Raw genomic sequence first — 18,643 nt, 5'->3', positions numbered from 1 at the left:
CGGATACCTTTCTTCGTTTTCTTCAAAAGGTACTTGAACGCTATCCCAACGGGAAGATAGCCATAATTCTTGATAATGCGCGTATTCATCATGCGAAGCTCATCCAACCGTTTTTAAGTAGACATCTGCATCGCTTAGAATTGGTATTTTTACCTCCCTACAGCCCGGATTTAAATCTAATTGAAGGATTATGGAAATGGCTCAAATCTGACGTCATCCATAACGTTTTTTATTCATCGGTCTACGAGATTCAAAAAAATGTACAGGCTTTTATCCAGGAGTTAAATCGCACACCTGAAAAAGTGATTAATCGATTGTGCGTTCAATTGTAAAGCTTAAATTCAACTTATATAATAAATAATTAATGTAGGTAAAAAGAAAAAATTCCAAAATAAAAAAACCAAATTTTAGGATATATATTATTGATATTGAATTCATATACATTTTAAAAAGATACACTGAGTAAAAAAACAAAAAAGCTGCCCCATATGGACAGCTCATTTACATAATTATCGTTATCAGGAATATCTCTATGTTTGTAATGAATCGTTTTTACATCATTTCCTTTTATGCGAAAAGTAATTATGTCCTCTCCATAAGGCGGATTGTGTACATCCTCAAAAGTTTAAATTTTAAAATCCCTCATTAACTAGCTCTTTTATCGAGTTTAATTTTGAAGAAAGCTCGATAAACCATTCTTCATCCCCTGTTAATAATGCAAGATCTATAAGATAAAGGATTTGTTCCTTATTTATTACCTTTGATTCAGGAAGTTTGTTAACGTGTTTACTAAAGAGTAAAATCGCTTCATTTATTGTGTACTTGCCGTCACGTTTCACAATACTAACTGTAACTATATCCTCCACATCATCAAGTGACACAATATAACCAACTATTAACTCACCTTCATTTGATATTCCACGAACCCAATCTCCTACTTTTAAAACATGATTATTATTTGACATCATACCGTTTCACCTTCCTATAAATATTTTTTATGACGATAAAAAAGATATAAAAACAATTATACTGTAATATTTTTCATTACATTTAAGTGTTAAGAACTCACGGCTATATAATAATTAAGCCGCTTAACGCTCTTGATTGATAAGGTCAACAACTTCTTTCATTGTATAATTCTTTAAGTATTCACCTAGATGCTCTTCAGCACCTAAGAAAATAGCGAAAAGAACTTTTCGCATGTTCGAACCTACAACACACTGATTGTTTGATTCTGGACACTTCGGCTGCAAAGCACCTTCAGAGGTTATCTGATAAATATGCCAAAGATTAATTTCATCTAAATCGCGAGCGAAAATAAAACCGCCACCAGTCCCCTCTTTCGATTGTATAAACTTATGTTTTTTTAACAAACTTAGTACTTTGCGAATGCGTACTGGATGTACACCTGCACTTTCTGAAATAGCATTACTTGTTGACATCCGATCTGGCTGTAAAGCTAAATAAGTTAAACTGTGTATGGCCAAGGTAAAGTCGCTGTTCATGATTTTCCTCCTACGATTCAAAATATTGTTTTTCATATATTAATATACTATAGCCATAAATATTACAGATAGGTTAGAACGTTAAAACATATAGAATACTTCTTGCCATAAAAAATTAATTCTCTTATATTCTATCCGGGCCCACCTATATCTGATAACTTCATTTAGCTTTTTAAGTTGAAAATAAAATTAAACACTCCACTGTTTCTTCACTTGTTCTTCTGCCAGTTGTTTAATTTTTGTCCAAATCGTATCTTTACTCACAATAACATTTGTTTGATAATTTCTATCATTATAATTAACTGTAACACATACTTCAATCATCTTCTGCTTCCTCCTTTCAAGAAAATTTTCCATAAGAAATATTATTTATTAATTAGCCAACTTTTGTAATTCAATGTTTAAAAATGTTCGGACGCTACGTGGTAAAAATTTACGAATTTCTTCTTCGTTAAAACCAATTTGCAATCTTTTTTCGTCCAGCATAATCGGGCGACGTAACATTAGTGGATGCTCAATTATTAATGTATAAAATTCATTTAGCGAGAGCTCATCAATATTTATATTTAAGTCCTGAAAAGTTTTGGATCTAGTTGAAATAATTTCAGTAGCCCCTTCTTCAGTTAAACGAAGAATCGATTTAAGCTCATCAACTGTCATAGAATTTGATACGATGTTTTTTTCAATATAATCAATTTGATGCTCTTCAAGCCATGCTTTCGCTTTTCGGCATGAGGCACAGCTTGCTGTTGTATATAGAATTACCATATTTAACTCACTCCTTTAATGTTATGAAACGTACATTTTAAACATCGGTTATTGAAATGTATTAAAAAAAATTACAGTTTAGAATCAAATACAAGCAATATTATTTATTCGAGAATATTTAATTTATCTACATTTTACAGACGATAACAACTCACTTCTAAAAACTATACTGTAATTTTAAACTTTACAGTTCTATAAATCAAATGTTAAGTCTTGGATTCATTCTATTAACGTATAATAGGAGCAGTTGAGACAATACTTGCCTCAACCGATTTTTATATCTCTTTATAATTTTTTGCAGTAATGACTGTTTCAAACTCAAAGGTTTCGGGTAGATGATCTGCATAAGAATATTCAAAAGTTCGTCCATCCGTTAAATAAGCTACTTGTTCAACTCGCATTAGGAAATCCTGATTTGTTAAGTTCATAAACTGCTTTTCCCTATCATCTGGGCGAATTCCTTTAACCCTGACAACAGATGTCCCTACTTCAAGACCAAGTTTATTTTGAATATGTGAGTATATCGACTCCTCTAAAACAGAAGCCCCAACACCTGGGATAACCGAAATTGGCATCCATGTATGCTCCATAATCGTCGGAATGCTGTGAATGATGCGGAGGCGAATGATTTTATAGACGAAATCACCGATTGAAACTCCCAATTTCTCAGCAACTACTTCATCAGCCCCAACAATCGCAAACTCGATAATTTTACTTTCTACCTCACTGCCGTATACAGCTTTCGTACCCGTTAAAGTTTGAATCATTCGTGCCTTTTCCTGTTGACGCCAATCTTGCACCACTGTTCCGCTTCCGCGCCGGCGGATGATGTAGCCATCTCTAACTAATAGATCCAGCGCTTTCTTAATAGTAAGGGCTGAAACACCAAATTCTTCAGCAAGGACGGGGCTACTCGGAATTTTTTCGTTGATTTTATATTCACCGTCTAAAATTTGCTGTTTAATCTTTTGATAAATGCCGAGGTATTTTACTTGTGTTGATCCGCTTGCCATTTTCATACCTCCTTTATACTGCAAACTCTCTTCTATTCATTCAAATGTAAAGCCTCAAGTTTGTAAACTGAAGGTGATGGGGCAGCAAATCCATTTTCTAAGATTTCAATATTCGTTACCGCTTCTTCGTCTTTCACAAGTTTTGGTGCACCATTTATAATTGTTTCATACGCGGAATCATAGAAACGACCGTAATCACCAAGCGGCGTTTTAATTTGTTTTTCAATCCAGTCACCATTTGCATTACGATATTTAGCAACTCCATAGTACATCGGTGAATCTTCACCAAACCCTGCACTCTCAGGCATAATCCCCGCTTTCAAATCATTTTCCTGCTGATCTTCACCATATTTAATAAATGATCCATTTGTTCCATGAACGATAAAGCGTGGATAATCTTTTGCTACGACATGGTTCGTTTTCAGCTTAATCTTCAACTGATTTCCGTAATGTAAACCAACATCGAAATAATTATCAACCGCACCTTCCATTTCATTATTACGAATATCGTATGTCACCGTATCTGGACGGCCGAATAGTGAAATCATACGGTCCATCGTATGAATACCTAAACTGTAAAATGAACCTTCTTCTTTTGGAGCTTCATGAGTGATTGAACCAGGACGGAAATAATCAATATGTGATTCAATCTCAATAATATCACCAAGGAATCCTTGTTCAACTACTTGCTTCACAGCTAAAAAATCACCATCAAAACGGCGGTTTTGATAAGGCATAACTACTACACCTTTTTCTCGTCCTAAAGCTAATAATTCTTTCGCATGTTCCACTGTATCGCAAAATGGTTTTTCAACGATAACTGACTTTCCAGCAAGTATAACTTTTTTCGCTAATTCGTAATGCGTATGTGCTGGCGTACAGACCGTCACCACTTGAATTTCTTTGTCATTCAACAATTCATCCAAATCAGTAGTGAAGTAAACACCTTTTTCCTTATATGGAGCCGCTAATTTTTCATTTATTTGACGTACAAAAATCGTTTTTATTTTTATATTATTACGTGTGTTTACATAAGGTAAGTGATAGCGGTTAGCTGACTTTCCAAATCCAATAAAGCCCATTGTTAATGTCATATTTTTCAACTTCCTTGCTCATAAATTTTCGTTTCTATATTTATTATATAATTTAATCATTAAAAGTATATAGTTTTAACTTTATAATTATATATCAAATAAAAAATCCACGATAAAATTCATTCTCACTATAAGTTATGGACCTATAAAGTGAAACTTTAATCAGTGGGGCGGTTTATCCCCTACTGATTATTTACCCGTAAATACCGGGATAAAAAGGAGCGTAATGAACATGGCATATACTACTATATCTATGGGAATTTTCGGATCACCTGAACAAGTATGGCAATTAATCGGAGGTTTCAACTCCCTTCCAGACTGGTTACCTTATATACCTAGTAGTAAATTAACTGAAGGCGGTCGTGTACGTCATCTAGCTAATCCAGATGGTGATACAATTATAGAACGCTTAGAAGTATTCAATGATAAGGAACGCTACTACACGTATTCAATCATGAATGCACCGTTCCCGGTCACTAATTATTTATCTACAATCCGGGTGAAAAAAGGTACTGAAAGTAACACATCATTAGTAGAGTGGTCTGGTACGTTCACTCCTGTTGAGGTTAGTGATGAAGAGGCAATTAATCTGTTTCATGGTATTTACAGCGATGGACTGAAAGCATTACAGCAAGCATTTCTAGATTAATTCATGTAATTGATTGAGACGAAAAAGTTAATTAACAGTCAAACATTCGACTTTGTGGTTAAGTTCATTATGAAAGATAAACAAATACAAATTTCATGCCTGCTTGTTATTGACAAGAAATAAAAAATACTACCTCCAAATGGAAGGTAGTATTTTTTTATTAATCAGGAAAAACAATTAATCCCTCTTCTTTTTCCTCCTGTTTTAAATCTTCTTCTGGGAAGGTTACAGTTGAATTTTTATCACCTGTTCTTTTTGTTTCTTCACCTGGAAATACGAAAGTTGAATTTTCTTTTCCTTCATTTTTTTCTACGTTATCTGGAAATACCATAGGATCATTGGTAGTCAAATCACTATGAAATCCAAGGTTAGACAAAATCGCTTTTAAATCTGGTAAAACCCCTATTTTATCAGATGATGGGTTATTAGACTTTGTGCCTGTATTAGGATTACTTAAAATTGCTCTCAATTCTTTTGGTGTATATGCCTTACCTAAATGTTCTTTAGCAATCCCTTGAATCGATACAGCAGCCCCAGCAATTATAGGCGAAGCGCTAGAAGTACCACGGAAATTAGAAGTATAACGATTAATTATGTTCTGATCTGTAACTTTTTGTCCTTTACTATTTTGATTTTGATATGTATCTAATGTATCAACATACTCTCCCCAACCATATACATCAATTCTACTACCATAGTTAGAGAAAGCTAAACGTTTATGAGGAACTCTTGCAGTAGATGCTCCAACTATAATAGCTCCTGAATCTTTAAAGTCTGGACTATTTCGATTTAAAATCTGCTTACCATTACGGTCTTTAAATTCATCTAAATCAATCCCACCATTACCAGCTGCTTCTACAATAATAATGCCTTTATCTGTACCTTTGCGAATTGCGTTAAATATACTCGGGTATACTTCTACTGGTAAAGGGTCATCTCCATATCCATCATATTTAAAGGATTCTTCTATTAATAAAACATCTCCAGCCTGTAAAGAATCTACGGCACTTAAAATAGCATCTCTTACATCGATTCTCCCATTATCTCGGATCACTGAAATTACTTTTGCCTTTGCTTTTGGTGCAATCCCAATGTTCCCAATCCCATTGTCAGCTGCAGAAACAACACCTAGAACTGAAGTACCGTGAGAAAGATCATTACTCATTTTTCCAGACATAAATTCAATATTTTGACCGACTAAATCTTCATGATTTAATAACCAACCTTCTTCCAAATCTACAAAAGTTGCTCCCTGGCCATTTCCTCCTTTAATTCCCCAAGCATAAGGAGCATTAATTCCTAAAGGTGCCTCTTCAAGATATCCCTGTCTTGAAAATCTAGGTTCATCATAAGGATTGACTGATAATACAGGCAATCTCGAGCCAGTTGTTGTGTTTATACTCTTATTAGAACGAACTTGTATTTTACTAGAATCGTCATTAGCAGCATATACTGTATTTGTTACAAATGTCGTACCTGCCCCAGCAAAAGTTGTAATTGCAAGTGATGATATCAACATACCTTTAAAATTTTTCATTTTTCCACCTCTAGTTTTCTATTAGAAATAACATATTTCATAATGTGTATGAACCGAAAATCATTTTATCTTATTATAAAAATTAATAGATTTTTATAACTTTTTGATTTACATAAAAACTCCCTTCATTCTTGTAATTCAATGTGTAGATTTCAAAATAACAAACTTACTGTAACTATTATAGTTACACCTTTATTGATTTTCAACTACGAAATATAAATTTTTAAAAATAAATTTATATTACTTTAAAACAGAACTCGCCTTTTAAGCACATAAAGTGAAACTTTAATCAGTGGGGTTTTTGTTCATCCCCCACTGATTATTAGCCCTCACCAATGGGGCGTTTACGGACAGTTAATGCGGGATAAAAACGCAAAATATCTGTCCAAATTACAGCGATCAATAAGTTTATGGACTGCGAAAGAAATACGAAAAAGCAAAGCACTAAGTGCTTTGCTCCTTATAAAATCCCTTTTAACTTTTCACCAATTAACTTCGCTACATACTCATAACCTTCTGGCCCAAAGTGTAACCCATCTTTTTCATCATTTTCTACAAACCTTTTATAATCCCGTTCTTGAATCATTTCAGCATATACATTTAGAAAATAACTTCCTGTTTCCCTCGCCACTTCCTCTACTACGTCTGTATACTGACCGAGCACTTTATTGGTTCTATTGTACTGTCTTTCTTCATCAACTGGTGCAGGACTAATAAGTAGTATTTTATCTGAGGAAACCTGGTTCACAATCTTCTCTAAGTTTTCTTTATATGCTTGTAATGACACTTGAGAAAAAGAAACTGCATCATTCGTACCAAGAAAAACTGTTACGAAATCTGGTTTATATGATATTACATCTTCTTCAATCCTATTTAACGCATCAAATGTATTATCCCCTGGAACACCTGCATTCACTACTTTCCAATTTGGAAACATTGCTTGTAACCTTGACGTTAATCTCGGTGTTCCATCAAAAAACGTCTCATCAGCTGTAATGCTATCGCCAAAACATACTAACGTTTTCATTAGGCTTGCTCCCCTTTTTACGTATGAAATAATTTACCTTCTAATGCTCCAATATATCTTTCAGCAGAACGTTCAACTGCTTCATTTGCATTTTCTTTTACTACTCGATGAAAAGCGTTGTATAAACGATTAAACTGTAATGGCTTCACTCGATTCACCATTTCTTCCACTTTTCTCGCTGGTAATGGAATTAAGTTTGGATAGCTGTACATGAAACTCACCCACCGCTCATCTGCTACAACTTGAATAATATCACCTGTTAACAAAATTCCTTTTCCGTCATTACCTTCTTCCCAATGTAAGACAGATCCACCTTTAAAATGTCCCCCTAAACGATGAATGACTAATCCATCAGCTAATTGTAAAGACTCACCAGACCAATAAATAATACGACTACTCGGACGCATCACCCACTCTTTATCATCTTCATGTATATAAATTGGTACATCAAATGTCTCTGCCCATTCTACTTGCGTTGAATAATAATGAGGATGAGACAATGCAATCGCATCTAATCCGCCAAGCTCTTTTATTTTCGTAATTGTCGTTTCATCTAAATACGTAATACAGTCCCACAGTAAACGATATGACTCTGTTTTCACTACAAATGCCGTTTGACCGATCGCAAATCCTGGTTTTGTCGTAATACTATAAAGTCCATTTTCCTCTTTAATTATTTCATTTTTATATGTATCATCTGTTTGCAAATTTTCTAAAGTCGTCCAAGACTGCCCTTTCGGATTCACATACTGCCTTTCTTCATCACAAATATGACAACTCACTGGTTCTTCTACACTCGCTGCATACTGCACGCCACACGTTGTACAAACGAAATTTTTCATCATAAGTTCCCCTATCCCTATATTTTTATTAAGCTGACTTTTGTTGATAATGATCTGCTTTTTTATTTTCAATTATTAAACTTATAAAAGTAAGTAAATAGACAACTGTAACCGATAATGGAATTACAGTAAATCCTTTTTCTGCAAAAAGAATCCCGCAAACTGACGTTACAAATACAGTCCCTACTGACAATAAACCATAACTTTTACTTTCATAAATCCATACGTACGGGATAAAATGAACACCTATTAACATTGCTACTACAAAAGGTAACCATTCTGGAAATTGAAAATAGGCAAGTAATACAAGTGGAATATTCAATACATTTATCCCACCAATTAATCCAGCCAAAATCCCTAACGGATTTCCTTTCGCAAACATATCAATTTTCAATATAGCCGCTATCATTAAGCCAAAAGGAAACACACAGCCCATACCGATTAAATATACCCACACCACTTGTTTTTCAGAAAGAACAAATCCTGTTATACTCATAACTACCCAAAATAAAACGCCGGCTAATATAATCGGTAAGCCTCTCTTCGTTTTTATTGCTAAATCCTTTTTCGCTTCTGCAACATTCATCTCACCATCTCCCCTAAAAATATTTGTACTATAAAGTCACCTCAACCTCACCCATCCAATAACGCCAAGCTTCTAAATAATCTTCTAAATCTTTCGGGTGGTGCCGTAAACATGTATCTATACGCAAATATAATCCTATGACTATTTCTTCATATAAATCACGGTCATTTTTATGAAATACACATTGTTTCATCGCATAACCAATCGTTTCTTTTGTTAAATCTTCCGGAGTTGAACAGAACGCATAAATTAAATCATATATAGGATCTCCTAACACTGGTAAAGGATCAATTACACCATACAGATCATTCTCTTGAAATATAAAATTATGAAATCCAAGATCACCATGCAATAAAAATGGCTGATTTATTCCAGTCCCCCTACTTGGACTATTTGCTAACTTAAAAACCGTTCTATACTCTTCCTCACTTATGTAACATCTTACATTTTCATGAGCTTCCATCACATTTGTCGTTAAAAATTCACTCCAAGATTGAACCGGATTTTCTTTCCATCCCCAGCCATCAACCTCTGTAGCTACTTCATACTCATTGATAACTTCTTTTACAAGTTTACAAAGAACACTCCGTTTATAGCCTAGTTTGCAAGAAGTTGTGCCCTCAAGGAATGAGTAAACAATATAGCGATTTAAAGATTCCTTATATAAAAGCTTTGGAAATAATTCGTCCTTTTTATAAAACTGAAGAAAATAAGCTTCTTCACGTATGACATCCAATTCATTCAACTTTACAACGTATTGTTCATCTAACAAATATATAGTACTTGCCGTTCCCCCGTTTAATGCTTTTACGCTATTTGGATAATATGAAATAACTTTTTCCTTAACTAGTTGTGCAGTGATTATTGAAATGTCCATTCTCTCACCCTTTAATTCGGAAGATTCCCTTAATTCAAAAGACAACTTTACTATTATTTGACAAACACAAGGAAAATCCTCCCAACCATCCTAATATTACAAACAACAATTTTATTTTATTACAATGGCTTTCTTCAATATCCCATTTATGATAACGTGATTTTATCACTCTAAATGCTCTTCATATACTCTAATAATTTCTATTGCAGGGTCTATGTCTTGTAATTTATGAGCCAAACTTTCTACACCAAACACTTCTGTAAACGTATGACTGCCTACAATTAAATTAATTCCTTTAAATTTCGCATGTTGCACTGTATATAATGTTTTTTCACCTGTTATGTACGTGTCACATCCTTTTTCTAATGCACGTTCAATCAAATTTGTATTGTTTCCTGCACCGGTTAAGATTGCAATCCGTTTTACTGGTTTATCGTGATTTCTCCAGCTCTTCACTTTCTCTTCCATTTTTTCTTCAAGTTTTCCAACTAAGTTTGAAAAAGGAATCGCTTCTTTATATTCTCCTATTCCCGGTAGTTCTTCTTCCTCATACGTGGAATATTCCAGTATTGTATCTATCCCAATTCCGTTAAATAACGATGTACACGTGCCAAACTTTACAAAATCTAACGGCAAATGAACCCAAAAATGATTCATTTCATATTGCTTCAATTTCTCAATACAAGCCTCTTCCATACCAAATAAAAAACTCCACGGCGCATGATGTGTAACTATCATATCGACTCCATTTCTATACGCTTCTTCAATAGTTTCTAACGTTAAATTTGTTGTGTAACCGATTTTGTGAAATTCATCTTTACTTATATGAGTAAAACCATATTCATCATCGCCGTATTTATGAAGATGCTCTCCAAATAGTGATGTTATATGTTCGTTAAACTGCTTTATATTCATTTTATTTCTCCTTTCATTTACTTTTATATTTCAAAAATAAGGAAATACTAAATAAAAACGTTACATACATATAGGAGGACACCATGAAACCTGAATTTTTAAAAGCTATACATGATGCCATTGGAAATGTTGAACACATTCATATAGAGGAAAACGGTGCTGACAGCTTACTTATCCATCATGATGATGCACAGCAATTACAACAAGTCGCTAAAACGCTAGAAAATAACAATTTTCGCTCTGCTTTAAGAACAACTGGAAATGCTTCGTATATTGAAGTATTGAACAGATAGTGAAAGTCCGGATGTATGCCGGGCTTTCTTTTTTTATATTGAAACTTCAAACTCTTTCACATACACCGCTGTTCCAGCGATATCTATTTGTAACTTTTCGTTTTCTATCCCTTTCGTTACATAAACGGTTACACGACCATCTTTATTTATTTCCTGTCCTTGCTCAACGATTAAATCCAATTCATGTTCAAAATCTTTCTCTAAATACTCCGCATAATACGCTCCCATTACACCTGAAGCTGTTCCTGTCACTGGATCTTCAATCGTTCCTGCATAAGCTGACGAGAAATGACGGCCATGCATTTGTGCTAGTTCATCATAAGTTTCTAGACAAATTGGGTGAATAGAAGCATTAGGTATTTCTCTTAATACTGACGGAAATGCAGCATTATTAGGTTTCATTCTCTCACACGCATCTAGATTTTTAATCGGCACAATTACAGTCCAGTTTCCTGTACTTCCATATACTATCGGTAAACTTACATCTAAATCATTTACTCCTAAACCAATACTATGAGCTAATTCTTCTTTTGAACCTGCAAAATCTTTAAACTGAGGTGCTGTCTGCCTCATTTTAATAAAGGTTTCTCCATTTTCATTTAAACCTATTTGTATTGGTAAAATCCCTGCCTTCGTTTCAATAGTAAGGTTACTTTTCTTTTCTAATAAACCTTTTTCACGCAAGGCACATATCGTCCCTACTGTCCCATGACCACATAAATCCATTTCAAAACCAGGTGTAAAATAGCGCATTCTTATATCTCCTACTTCTGAGGAAAGAACAAAAGTTGTTTCGTTATATCCAATTTTTTCAGCAATAATTTGCATTTCCTCTTCCGTTAATCCATCTGTTTCTAATACAATACCTGCTGGATTTCCCTTATTTGGTTTATTCGTAAATGCATCGTAATGAAATACGTTTATAGTCTTCATCTTCTTTTCTCCTAATCTACTTTAAAAATTTTATAATAAAGCTCTGTCTCCGTTTTCATCGAACAATTATTTCTCCAAAATATCCTCTGCATCTTTTCATTTGAAGTATGCGTGCTTCCGATGTAATAAGTAGCCCCCATTTCCTTTAACATATGTAAAGATTGAAGATGCATATGAGAAGCAACTCCTTTCCCGCGATAATAAGGCATTACTCCCAAGTAAAATAATCGTCCTTCACTTTCTGTTCCAGTTTCTATATGCGGTATGGACATACCAATTGGCTCAGTTTTATCATAAAAAACAATACATGACTTTCCCCAACCCTCACCTAACTCTGTTTGCACGGAATAAAAATGTTCATCGATAGTTAAAATTGAAGTTTGATTCCCTGAACCCGACATACATTGTTCCCAAATATATTTAAATTCTTTTTCCGATAACGTTCCTTCTGCTATTGATCGATATGTATATTGTCTTTCAAGCCCTTCTATATTGTTCAATTCTCTACATACTTCTATCTTTGCGGCATGTAAAGAAAAACCGGCATCAAGTAACACTTTTGCGTTTGAGTTATAACTACTAAACCTCTTGTTTAATACAATACTCGCTCTTTTTAACTCCCAATTAAAACAAACCTCTTCAAATCTACTTATCTTTTCTTTATATGTTTGTACGTTATACAAAACATCTTCTTCTATTTCTTCAATTGTCACTGCATTTGGTAAGCCATTTAATACTTTTTTAGAAGGACCAAACAGATTCTGAATGATTGCAAGATCGTATATCACCACTTTAATTCCCCCATACCAGGCTCAATAAACTTCCCTGAAACATCCTCATTTGAATCTATTACCCAATCATATATATTCTTTGCTCCTTCAGCCGGATTCATATTCGTATCAAAAGCACCAATGTCAGTCTTTAATTTCCCAGGGTGAATTGCCGTTACACGAATTCCTTTATTCTCAAACTCTTGTTGTAAGCAGAGTGTTAACATATTTTGTGCTGCTTTAGCAATTCGATATGAATATGAGAACTGGCCTTGCGGAAACTCTTTGTTCGCCATTTTATGTAATGACCCTAATCGAGAGGACACATTTACTATTCTCGGATGATCCGATTTAGCTAACGCCATATATGTACCTTTTACAGCCCGAATTACACCTAAGCAATGAATATTAAATAAATCCGTTAACTCTTCTGAATTTGTATGTAAAATCTCAGTCTCCTTCCCAGTAATGCCAGCGTTATTTATAACTAGATCAACATGCTCTGTATATTCCCCAAGCTGCTTCTCAATTTGCTCCGTACTCTCATCAACCGATAAGTCTGCCAATATAGGAAAACATCTACAACTATACATTTGCTTCAATTGCGTTACCGCAACCTCAGTTCTAACTAACGGATAAACGATATGCCCCTTTTCATGAAATACTTTTACTAACTGTAACCCTAATCCCCGATTTCCACCTGTAATAACCACTCTCATATACTCATCTCCTTATTTTTAAAATAAATAAGAAAATCCATCCACTTACCATTCTCTAATGAAAATGCCTCTCTCTTGCATTCAAATGAAAAGCCTGCGCTTTCCGCAAGACGCACTGATGGCTCATTATCAACATGTATATGTAATTCGATTCTATGAAAATCAAGGCAACTAAAAAATAACGGTAGCGCAGCTTTCACACTTTCAACACCATATCCATTTCTCCAATATTGATTATGTATGGAGTATCCCATCATCGCCCATTGATAGTCCATACGTAAAATTTTAATCAGCTCTAGCTTACCAATATTAGCTCCGTCTTCTTTACGAAAAATACCTAATACATACATCTCATCTCGATGTGCTGCTTCATCAAACCCTCTAATCCATTCCGTGAACCATTCTTTTGTTCGTGATGCCATAACTTGATAGCCATCGTCATATTTATACTGCGATGGCAGTCTCTTATTAAATCCATCTAACCAACTTTCGTAATCATCTTTTTGGAACGGACGGATCATAAGTTTCTCTGTCTCTACTTGTAATAGCGGCAGCTTCATTTACATCTCTTCCTCCAGTAATTGATTGAATATTCTTTGTCATCTTACACGAAATACAAAATCTAGTAACAAACCTTATGCCGATCAACTTAAGAAATTAGTAGTTCCCCAATACGAAAAAAATAAGTCGAATTCTATAATTAACTGTATAAGGGGAAATTTTTCATTTTGAGGTAATTCCAAACCCTTGGCTTGATAACGATGTGACGGTCGCCCTCCTTAGGAGAATTACTTGAATTCACTAATGAAGAAATTGTACCAAAACGTCATTTTAAATAATCAAGTCAGATTATCTATTTCTAACTTGATTATTTAAAATATAAACCTTTGCCCACTGGCTGAACAGTTTCAAGCACAGTGTCAACCATTTCTTCATTAATCAAGGTTCTTATAATCCAAGCTGAGAGGTCTTGAGCAGCAAAACAACCTGCGGCAGTCGAGATATTCCCTTCATTTACGAAGCTTTGTTCAATAACGTCTACATCAAATTCTTTAAGTTGTTCTACTACAGATGGATATGTAGTTGCTTTTTTGCCAGTTAACAATTTTTTAGCTCCTAGTAGTAGTGAACCAGAGCACATAGAGCCTATTAATTGTCTTTGAAGATCTACATGAATGCTATTAAGATATTCTTGATTTTGATATAAACCTTGGACCCCCTTGCCACTTGCAAATATTACTGCGTCAGCGGAAGGTATATCAGATATGCTTCCTGTCATGGGGATACGTAAGCCAGACATGGATATATGCGTTTTTTCCGTTCCTAATAGCTGGACATTCCAATCAGAAATACCGCCAACTAAACGTACACGATTTAATAAATCCCATGGTAAAAAAACATCTATATCAGTAAAGTTATCGAAACAGACTATCGCAATTTTCATTCTCTAGCCTCCTAATTATTGAAATATTAAAAACATTTTAATTATAACAATTTCAAGTGGAGGTAGCGAGGTTTAAATTGCCTAATAGCCGAATATCGTTCGAGCGTTACCAAGCTAAAAAATTGCATCAAAAAAACAAAAACGTTTATACTCTCCACTAACAGAAACATTAACAAAAACCCAGTCATGCTTTATACATAACTGGGTTCTCCATCGTTTCATAATTTTCTATTTCACAAGAACTGCATCTCGTAATTCCCTCTTTAACACTTTTCCTAAAGCGTTTTTCGGTAACTCATCTATGAATACTACTTCTGGTATTTTATAGCTTGCTAATTTCTCTTTACAATACTGAGTAATACTTTCTTCTGTTAATGTTGTTTCGCCATCCTTCACAATGTAAGCTCTTGGAATCTCTCCCCAAAAGTCATCTGGAACTCCAACTACTGCAACTTCTAAAACACCATGTATTTCATGAATAACATCTTCTACTTGATCTGGATATACGTTGTCACCACCGCGTATAATAACGTCTTTATATCTTCCCATAATATGCAGGAATCCATCATCATCTATCATGCCAGCATCACCCATGTTAAACCAGTTATCTTTTACTACCTTCTTTGTCGCCTTTTCATTATTCCAATATCCTTTAAACATGTATGGACTTTTCACATGAATCTCTCCAACTTCATTTGTTGTTAGTTCATGTCCTGTTTCCGGATGAACAATTTTCACCTCTACATTTTTCAAGGTCTTTCCTACAGAAGACATCTTTTCTTTTCCCATCATTGGATGCCATGAGGTTACAACCCAACCTTCTGTACTACCATAGCCTTGCACCATATATATGCCTTTTTCCATATATTTTTGAATGAGTGTTTCTGGCACTTTTGTACCACCGCTTTGTGCTACTTTAAAGGTTGAAATGTTACGTTCTTTTTTATTTAGTTCATCAAGCATGTAACTATAAACGGCTGGGAAAGCAAGCATCGTAGTAATTTTCTCTTCTTCAATCTTATCCCAAATAAGAGCAGGATTCGAATCAGCTAAGAAGATCATCGTAACGCCATGATAAATACAATTTAAAATAGAAAGCACGCCACTCATATGAAACAATGGATGCACAGATAAAAAGCGTTCACCTGCTGGGATTTCTCTTTGTCCCGCAATTTCAGCAAAATAATGATGTAAGTTTTTATGTCCAATTACACATGCTTTTGCCTGTCCAGTCGTTCCTGATGTAAACAAGTAAATGGCATCGTCTTCTTCATGAACTTCTACGTTCGGTTCTGTCGTTGGCTGTTTTTGCAACTCTAATTCAAATGAACCAAAGTCTTCTTTTGTTGTTTGAATTACATAAGGAATTTCTTTAACAGCATCAACATTTAATAACACTTCACTAAATTCTTCATCAATAACTAACACTTTTAATTTCGCTTCTTTTACAATCGTTTCTAATTCATATACAGTAAGCTGATGATTTAGCGGAATAAATACCGCTCCAATTTTTAAACTTGCCATCATAACGCTTGGAAATGGGTGATTATTTTTGCATAGTATTCCTATACGATCTCCTCTTTGCACACCATTATGTAACAAATAATGTGCAAGCTGATTTACTCGTTCATTATATTGCTGAAACGAATATCTTTTCTTTCCTCCTACAAGCGCTTCCAAATTTGGTGACTGCATTGCTCTCTTTTGTAATAATTGTCGCATCGTTCTCAAGTAAAACTCCCCTTTATATATGTTAGGTTTTTTATTTTACCAGATTAACTATTAATTTACTAAAGATTACACTTAGTGAATATAAGAAGAATATAAAATAGCCATTTACTTCACAAGTAAATGGCTATTTTTCATTATATATTAGAATACTTCTTGTTCATCACATATTGCACATACTCAGGTGCACTTTTATCAATCTCTTCATCACTTAGTTTATATTCTGCACCATATAAATAAAAGGAAGGTATAAATTCCATACCTGTATATAAGCATGTAGCTTGGAATGGTTTCGTCAACTCATCCATTGTAATCCCACTATTTTCATAGTCTTTTTCTAATCCACCTATAGAAATAGCTACACCAAATTCTTTCCCCTTCACTTTATCTCCTTGTGATCCGTACGCAAATCCATATGTTAATACATCATCAAACCATTTTTTTAATAATGGTGGTGTGCTGTACCAGTAAAGTGGAAATTGGAATATATATCTGTCATGTTCTACTAATAACTTTTGCTCTTCTTCAATATTAAACTCCCAATTCGGTGCCACTTTATACAATTCATGCACCGTAATTTCATCTGAATGTTTCTCAAGTTCTTCTATCCATCTTTTATTAATTTTTGATTTTTCAATATGAGGGTGTGCTACAATTACAAGTGTTCTCATCATTTTCCAGCCCCTTTATAAATTAATCAATCCTTTACGTATTAGTATGAATGAGTTACATATAATTGAAAAGTACGTACTTTAAAGTGCTATAGGAACCTTAAAGTACCTGTGGAGGTGTTATATGAATCAAAATGATAATTGCCCAATTGCCACAACACTCGATGTAATCGGTGGAAAATGGAAAGTTCATATTTTATGTATTTTGTCGGATGGAAAAATGCGAACAAATGAAATTAAACGAGAAATCCCAAACATTACACAAAAGGTTCTTACACAACAACTTCGGCAACTTGAAGCTGATGGGATTATCTATCGTACCGTATATCAAGAAGTTCCACCAAAGGTTGAGTACACACTAAGTGAATACGGAAAATCTTTAATGCAAATAATGAATAATCTGTTTGAATGGGGAAAAGATCATCAGATTAAAAGATTACATGACTAAAAAAGCACTATATACTTTGTTTAATCCTCTACGTTCATATTTTTTATTTCTATAAAGTTTATTTTCATCATTTTTTAGCTAACTTGTTTTCTTAGATTGATGGACGTGACCCCACATCCATCAATCTAAAAAGATACAATTAGAAAAATGAGATTTCTATAAAGTTTCGCATATAAACACTACTTCAGCCTCATTAAACGCTCGCTCTACTTTTTCTAATCTCAATTGTACGTAAGCTATAAAGAAGCACCCCTAAAACGAGAATTTTTTCATTATTAGACGCATTAGAACCTTAAGGTAATAGTAGGTACATTTAAACCCATAAACCTTTCACTCCATTCTATAGGCATATAAAAAGATACTCCTTAAAAATAAAAAACGCTATTCTCTCTTTAAAATCATAGAAAAGAATAGCGCTTTTTATTTTGAAATAGAAATCATCATTTAAACTAAACATGCTAATATTGATTTTGTGCGATTGTCAGTTACCTCATAATAAATTTCTAATCCTTTCCGAGTACCTGTAACCATTTTAGCAGCTTTTAGTTTAGATAAATGTTGACTAATTGTACTTTGAGGCATTTGTAAATCCCCATACATTGTTGTTACATTAGTAGGACCTTTTGCAAGCATTATTTTTACTAAAGATAGACAAACTGGATGCGCCAATACCTTTAACACCTCAGCGATTTCTTGAAACATTTCTTTTTTTTCTTTCATCTTATTTCTCCCCTTTTATATACATATTTATGTTATCCATATATATAATTCGAAGGTATATGCGTTTTTGTGTCCGTCATTTTAAAAAAATATAAAAAAACTTT

Annotated in this window: 24 protein-coding genes and 1 pseudogene; 4 read left to right on the top strand and 21 right to left on the bottom strand. The window is 34.0% G+C overall.

Going from position 1 to position 18,643, the window contains the following annotated elements; genetic code table 11:
* A partial coding sequence (locus ATL10_RS23845; protein WP_142669995.1) for a transposase occupies positions 1-332 on the top strand: 332 nt, incomplete at its 5' end.
* A gap of 113 nt (positions 333-445) precedes the next feature.
* Here ATL10_RS23845 and ATL10_RS23840 read toward each other — a convergent pair.
* The 7 genes and pseudogenes from ATL10_RS23840 to ATL10_RS23810 all read right to left on the bottom strand — a co-directional run.
* Positions 446-625: pseudogene (locus ATL10_RS23840) on the bottom strand (DUF3888 domain-containing protein); the annotation flags it as partial.
* A 7-nt stretch (positions 626-632) separates the two neighbouring features.
* Positions 633-968 (bottom strand): IDEAL domain-containing protein, encoded by a 336-nt coding sequence (locus ATL10_RS23835; protein ID WP_000987461.1) that lies wholly within the window; start codon positions 966-968, stop codon positions 633-635.
* A 123-nt stretch (positions 969-1,091) separates the two neighbouring features.
* A complete protein-coding gene (saiR, locus tag ATL10_RS23830) occupies positions 1,092-1,505 on the bottom strand; it encodes an Rrf2-family transcriptional regulator SaiR (protein WP_001083465.1) in 414 nt (137 codons plus the stop codon).
* 189 nt (positions 1,506-1,694) lie between these two features.
* Positions 1,695-1,829, bottom strand: a complete 135-nt coding sequence (locus ATL10_RS23825; RefSeq protein WP_000573532.1) for a BA3454 family stress response protein — start codon at positions 1,827-1,829, stop codon at positions 1,695-1,697.
* 48 nt (positions 1,830-1,877) lie between these two features.
* The gene (gene spxA / locus ATL10_RS23820) at positions 1,878-2,273 is read right to left on the bottom strand and encodes a transcriptional regulator SpxA (protein WP_000236189.1); all 396 of its coding nucleotides are present in this window, start codon (positions 2,271-2,273) and stop codon (positions 1,878-1,880) included.
* Between the two features lie 275 nt (positions 2,274-2,548).
* Positions 2,549-3,286 (bottom strand): GntR family transcriptional regulator, encoded by a 738-nt coding sequence (locus tag ATL10_RS23815; RefSeq protein ID WP_086403312.1) that lies wholly within the window; start codon positions 3,284-3,286, stop codon positions 2,549-2,551.
* A 32-nt stretch (positions 3,287-3,318) separates the two neighbouring features.
* Entirely contained in the window at positions 3,319-4,380 is a 1,062-nt protein-coding gene (locus ATL10_RS23810) for an oxidoreductase (protein WP_000176645.1), read from the bottom strand.
* A 232-nt stretch (positions 4,381-4,612) separates the two neighbouring features.
* Between ATL10_RS23810 and ATL10_RS23805 the strand changes: the two genes are divergently transcribed.
* A complete protein-coding gene (locus tag ATL10_RS23805; protein WP_110497626.1) occupies positions 4,613-5,029 on the top strand; it encodes an SRPBCC family protein in 417 nt (138 codons plus the stop codon).
* 160 nt (positions 5,030-5,189) lie between these two features.
* Here the strand turns inward: ATL10_RS23805 and ATL10_RS23800 are convergent, their stop codons facing one another.
* The 6 genes from ATL10_RS23800 to ATL10_RS23775 all read right to left on the bottom strand — a co-directional run bounded on the left by ATL10_RS23800 (position 5,190) and on the right by ATL10_RS23775 (position 10,813).
* Positions 5,190-6,566: a S8 family peptidase gene (locus tag ATL10_RS23800; protein WP_075718385.1), complete on the bottom strand. Its 1,377-nt coding sequence runs from the start codon at positions 6,564-6,566 to the stop codon at positions 5,190-5,192.
* A gap of 460 nt (positions 6,567-7,026) precedes the next feature.
* Entirely contained in the window at positions 7,027-7,593 is a 567-nt protein-coding gene (locus ATL10_RS23795) for an SGNH/GDSL hydrolase family protein (protein ID WP_065229126.1), read from the bottom strand.
* Between the two features lie 17 nt (positions 7,594-7,610).
* Positions 7,611-8,438: an MBL fold metallo-hydrolase gene (locus tag ATL10_RS23790; protein ID WP_110497624.1), complete on the bottom strand. Its 828-nt coding sequence runs from the start codon at positions 8,436-8,438 to the stop codon at positions 7,611-7,613.
* A 25-nt stretch (positions 8,439-8,463) separates the two neighbouring features.
* A complete protein-coding gene (locus tag ATL10_RS23785) occupies positions 8,464-9,021 on the bottom strand; it encodes a DUF7010 family protein (RefSeq protein WP_075719107.1) in 558 nt (185 codons plus the stop codon).
* Between the two features lie 28 nt (positions 9,022-9,049).
* Entirely contained in the window at positions 9,050-9,898 is an 849-nt protein-coding gene (locus tag ATL10_RS23780; protein WP_110497622.1) for an aminoglycoside phosphotransferase family protein, read from the bottom strand.
* Between the two features lie 165 nt (positions 9,899-10,063).
* Positions 10,064-10,813, bottom strand: a complete 750-nt coding sequence (locus ATL10_RS23775; RefSeq protein WP_001022440.1) for a Nif3-like dinuclear metal center hexameric protein — start codon at positions 10,811-10,813, stop codon at positions 10,064-10,066.
* An 83-nt stretch (positions 10,814-10,896) separates the two neighbouring features.
* On the opposite strand from ATL10_RS23775, the gene ATL10_RS23770 reads away from it, so the two are divergent.
* The gene (locus ATL10_RS23770) at positions 10,897-11,106 is read left to right on the top strand and encodes a hypothetical protein (RefSeq protein WP_075719109.1); all 210 of its coding nucleotides are present in this window, start codon (positions 10,897-10,899) and stop codon (positions 11,104-11,106) included.
* A gap of 33 nt (positions 11,107-11,139) precedes the next feature.
* On the opposite strand, the gene ATL10_RS23765 is transcribed toward ATL10_RS23770, so the two are convergent.
* From ATL10_RS23765 to ATL10_RS23735, 7 genes are all read right to left on the bottom strand, one after another.
* Positions 11,140-12,039, bottom strand: a complete 900-nt coding sequence (locus ATL10_RS23765) for a PhzF family phenazine biosynthesis isomerase (protein WP_110497620.1) — start codon at positions 12,037-12,039, stop codon at positions 11,140-11,142.
* Positions 12,040-12,050: 11 nt separating this feature from the next.
* On the bottom strand, positions 12,051-12,827 hold the full coding sequence (locus tag ATL10_RS23760) for a GNAT family N-acetyltransferase (protein WP_110497630.1): 777 nt from the start codon (positions 12,825-12,827) through the stop codon (positions 12,051-12,053).
* Entirely contained in the window at positions 12,824-13,528 is a 705-nt protein-coding gene (locus ATL10_RS23755) for an SDR family NAD(P)-dependent oxidoreductase (RefSeq protein ID WP_097924169.1), read from the bottom strand. Before ATL10_RS23755 ends, ATL10_RS23760 begins: the two co-directional genes overlap by 4 nt.
* Entirely contained in the window at positions 13,525-14,088 is a 564-nt protein-coding gene (locus ATL10_RS23750) for a GNAT family N-acetyltransferase (protein WP_090977510.1), read from the bottom strand. The genes ATL10_RS23755 and ATL10_RS23750 overlap by 4 nt, the downstream gene beginning before the upstream one ends.
* Positions 14,089-14,396: 308 nt before the next feature.
* Positions 14,397-14,972: a DJ-1/PfpI family protein gene (locus ATL10_RS23745; RefSeq protein WP_053563915.1), complete on the bottom strand. Its 576-nt coding sequence runs from the start codon at positions 14,970-14,972 to the stop codon at positions 14,397-14,399.
* Positions 14,973-15,200: 228 nt separating this feature from the next.
* Entirely contained in the window at positions 15,201-16,694 is a 1,494-nt protein-coding gene (locus ATL10_RS23740) for a class I adenylate-forming enzyme family protein (protein WP_110497628.1), read from the bottom strand.
* Between the two features lie 143 nt (positions 16,695-16,837).
* Complete coding sequence (locus tag ATL10_RS23735) at positions 16,838-17,371, bottom strand: NAD(P)H-dependent oxidoreductase (RefSeq protein ID WP_025921899.1); 534 nt, start codon at positions 17,369-17,371, stop codon at positions 16,838-16,840.
* A gap of 124 nt (positions 17,372-17,495) precedes the next feature.
* Here ATL10_RS23735 and ATL10_RS23730 point away from each other — a divergent pair, with 124 nt between their 5' ends.
* Positions 17,496-17,819: a winged helix-turn-helix transcriptional regulator gene (locus tag ATL10_RS23730; protein ID WP_001072982.1), complete on the top strand. Its 324-nt coding sequence runs from the start codon at positions 17,496-17,498 to the stop codon at positions 17,817-17,819.
* Positions 17,820-18,263: 444 nt separating this feature from the next.
* Here ATL10_RS23730 and ATL10_RS23720 read toward each other — a convergent pair whose 3' ends face one another.
* A complete protein-coding gene (locus ATL10_RS23720; protein ID WP_110497618.1) occupies positions 18,264-18,539 on the bottom strand; it encodes an ArsR/SmtB family transcription factor in 276 nt (91 codons plus the stop codon).
* Positions 18,540-18,643 lie beyond the last annotated feature (104 nt).

It is taken from the genome of Bacillus sp. 196mf, assembly GCF_003217275.1.
Lineage (GTDB): Bacteria > Bacillota > Bacilli > Bacillales > Bacillaceae_G > Bacillus_A > Bacillus_A thuringiensis_S.
The sequence above is the reverse complement of the archived record's forward strand: the minus strand, read 5'-3'. Positions and strand labels throughout refer to the sequence as shown.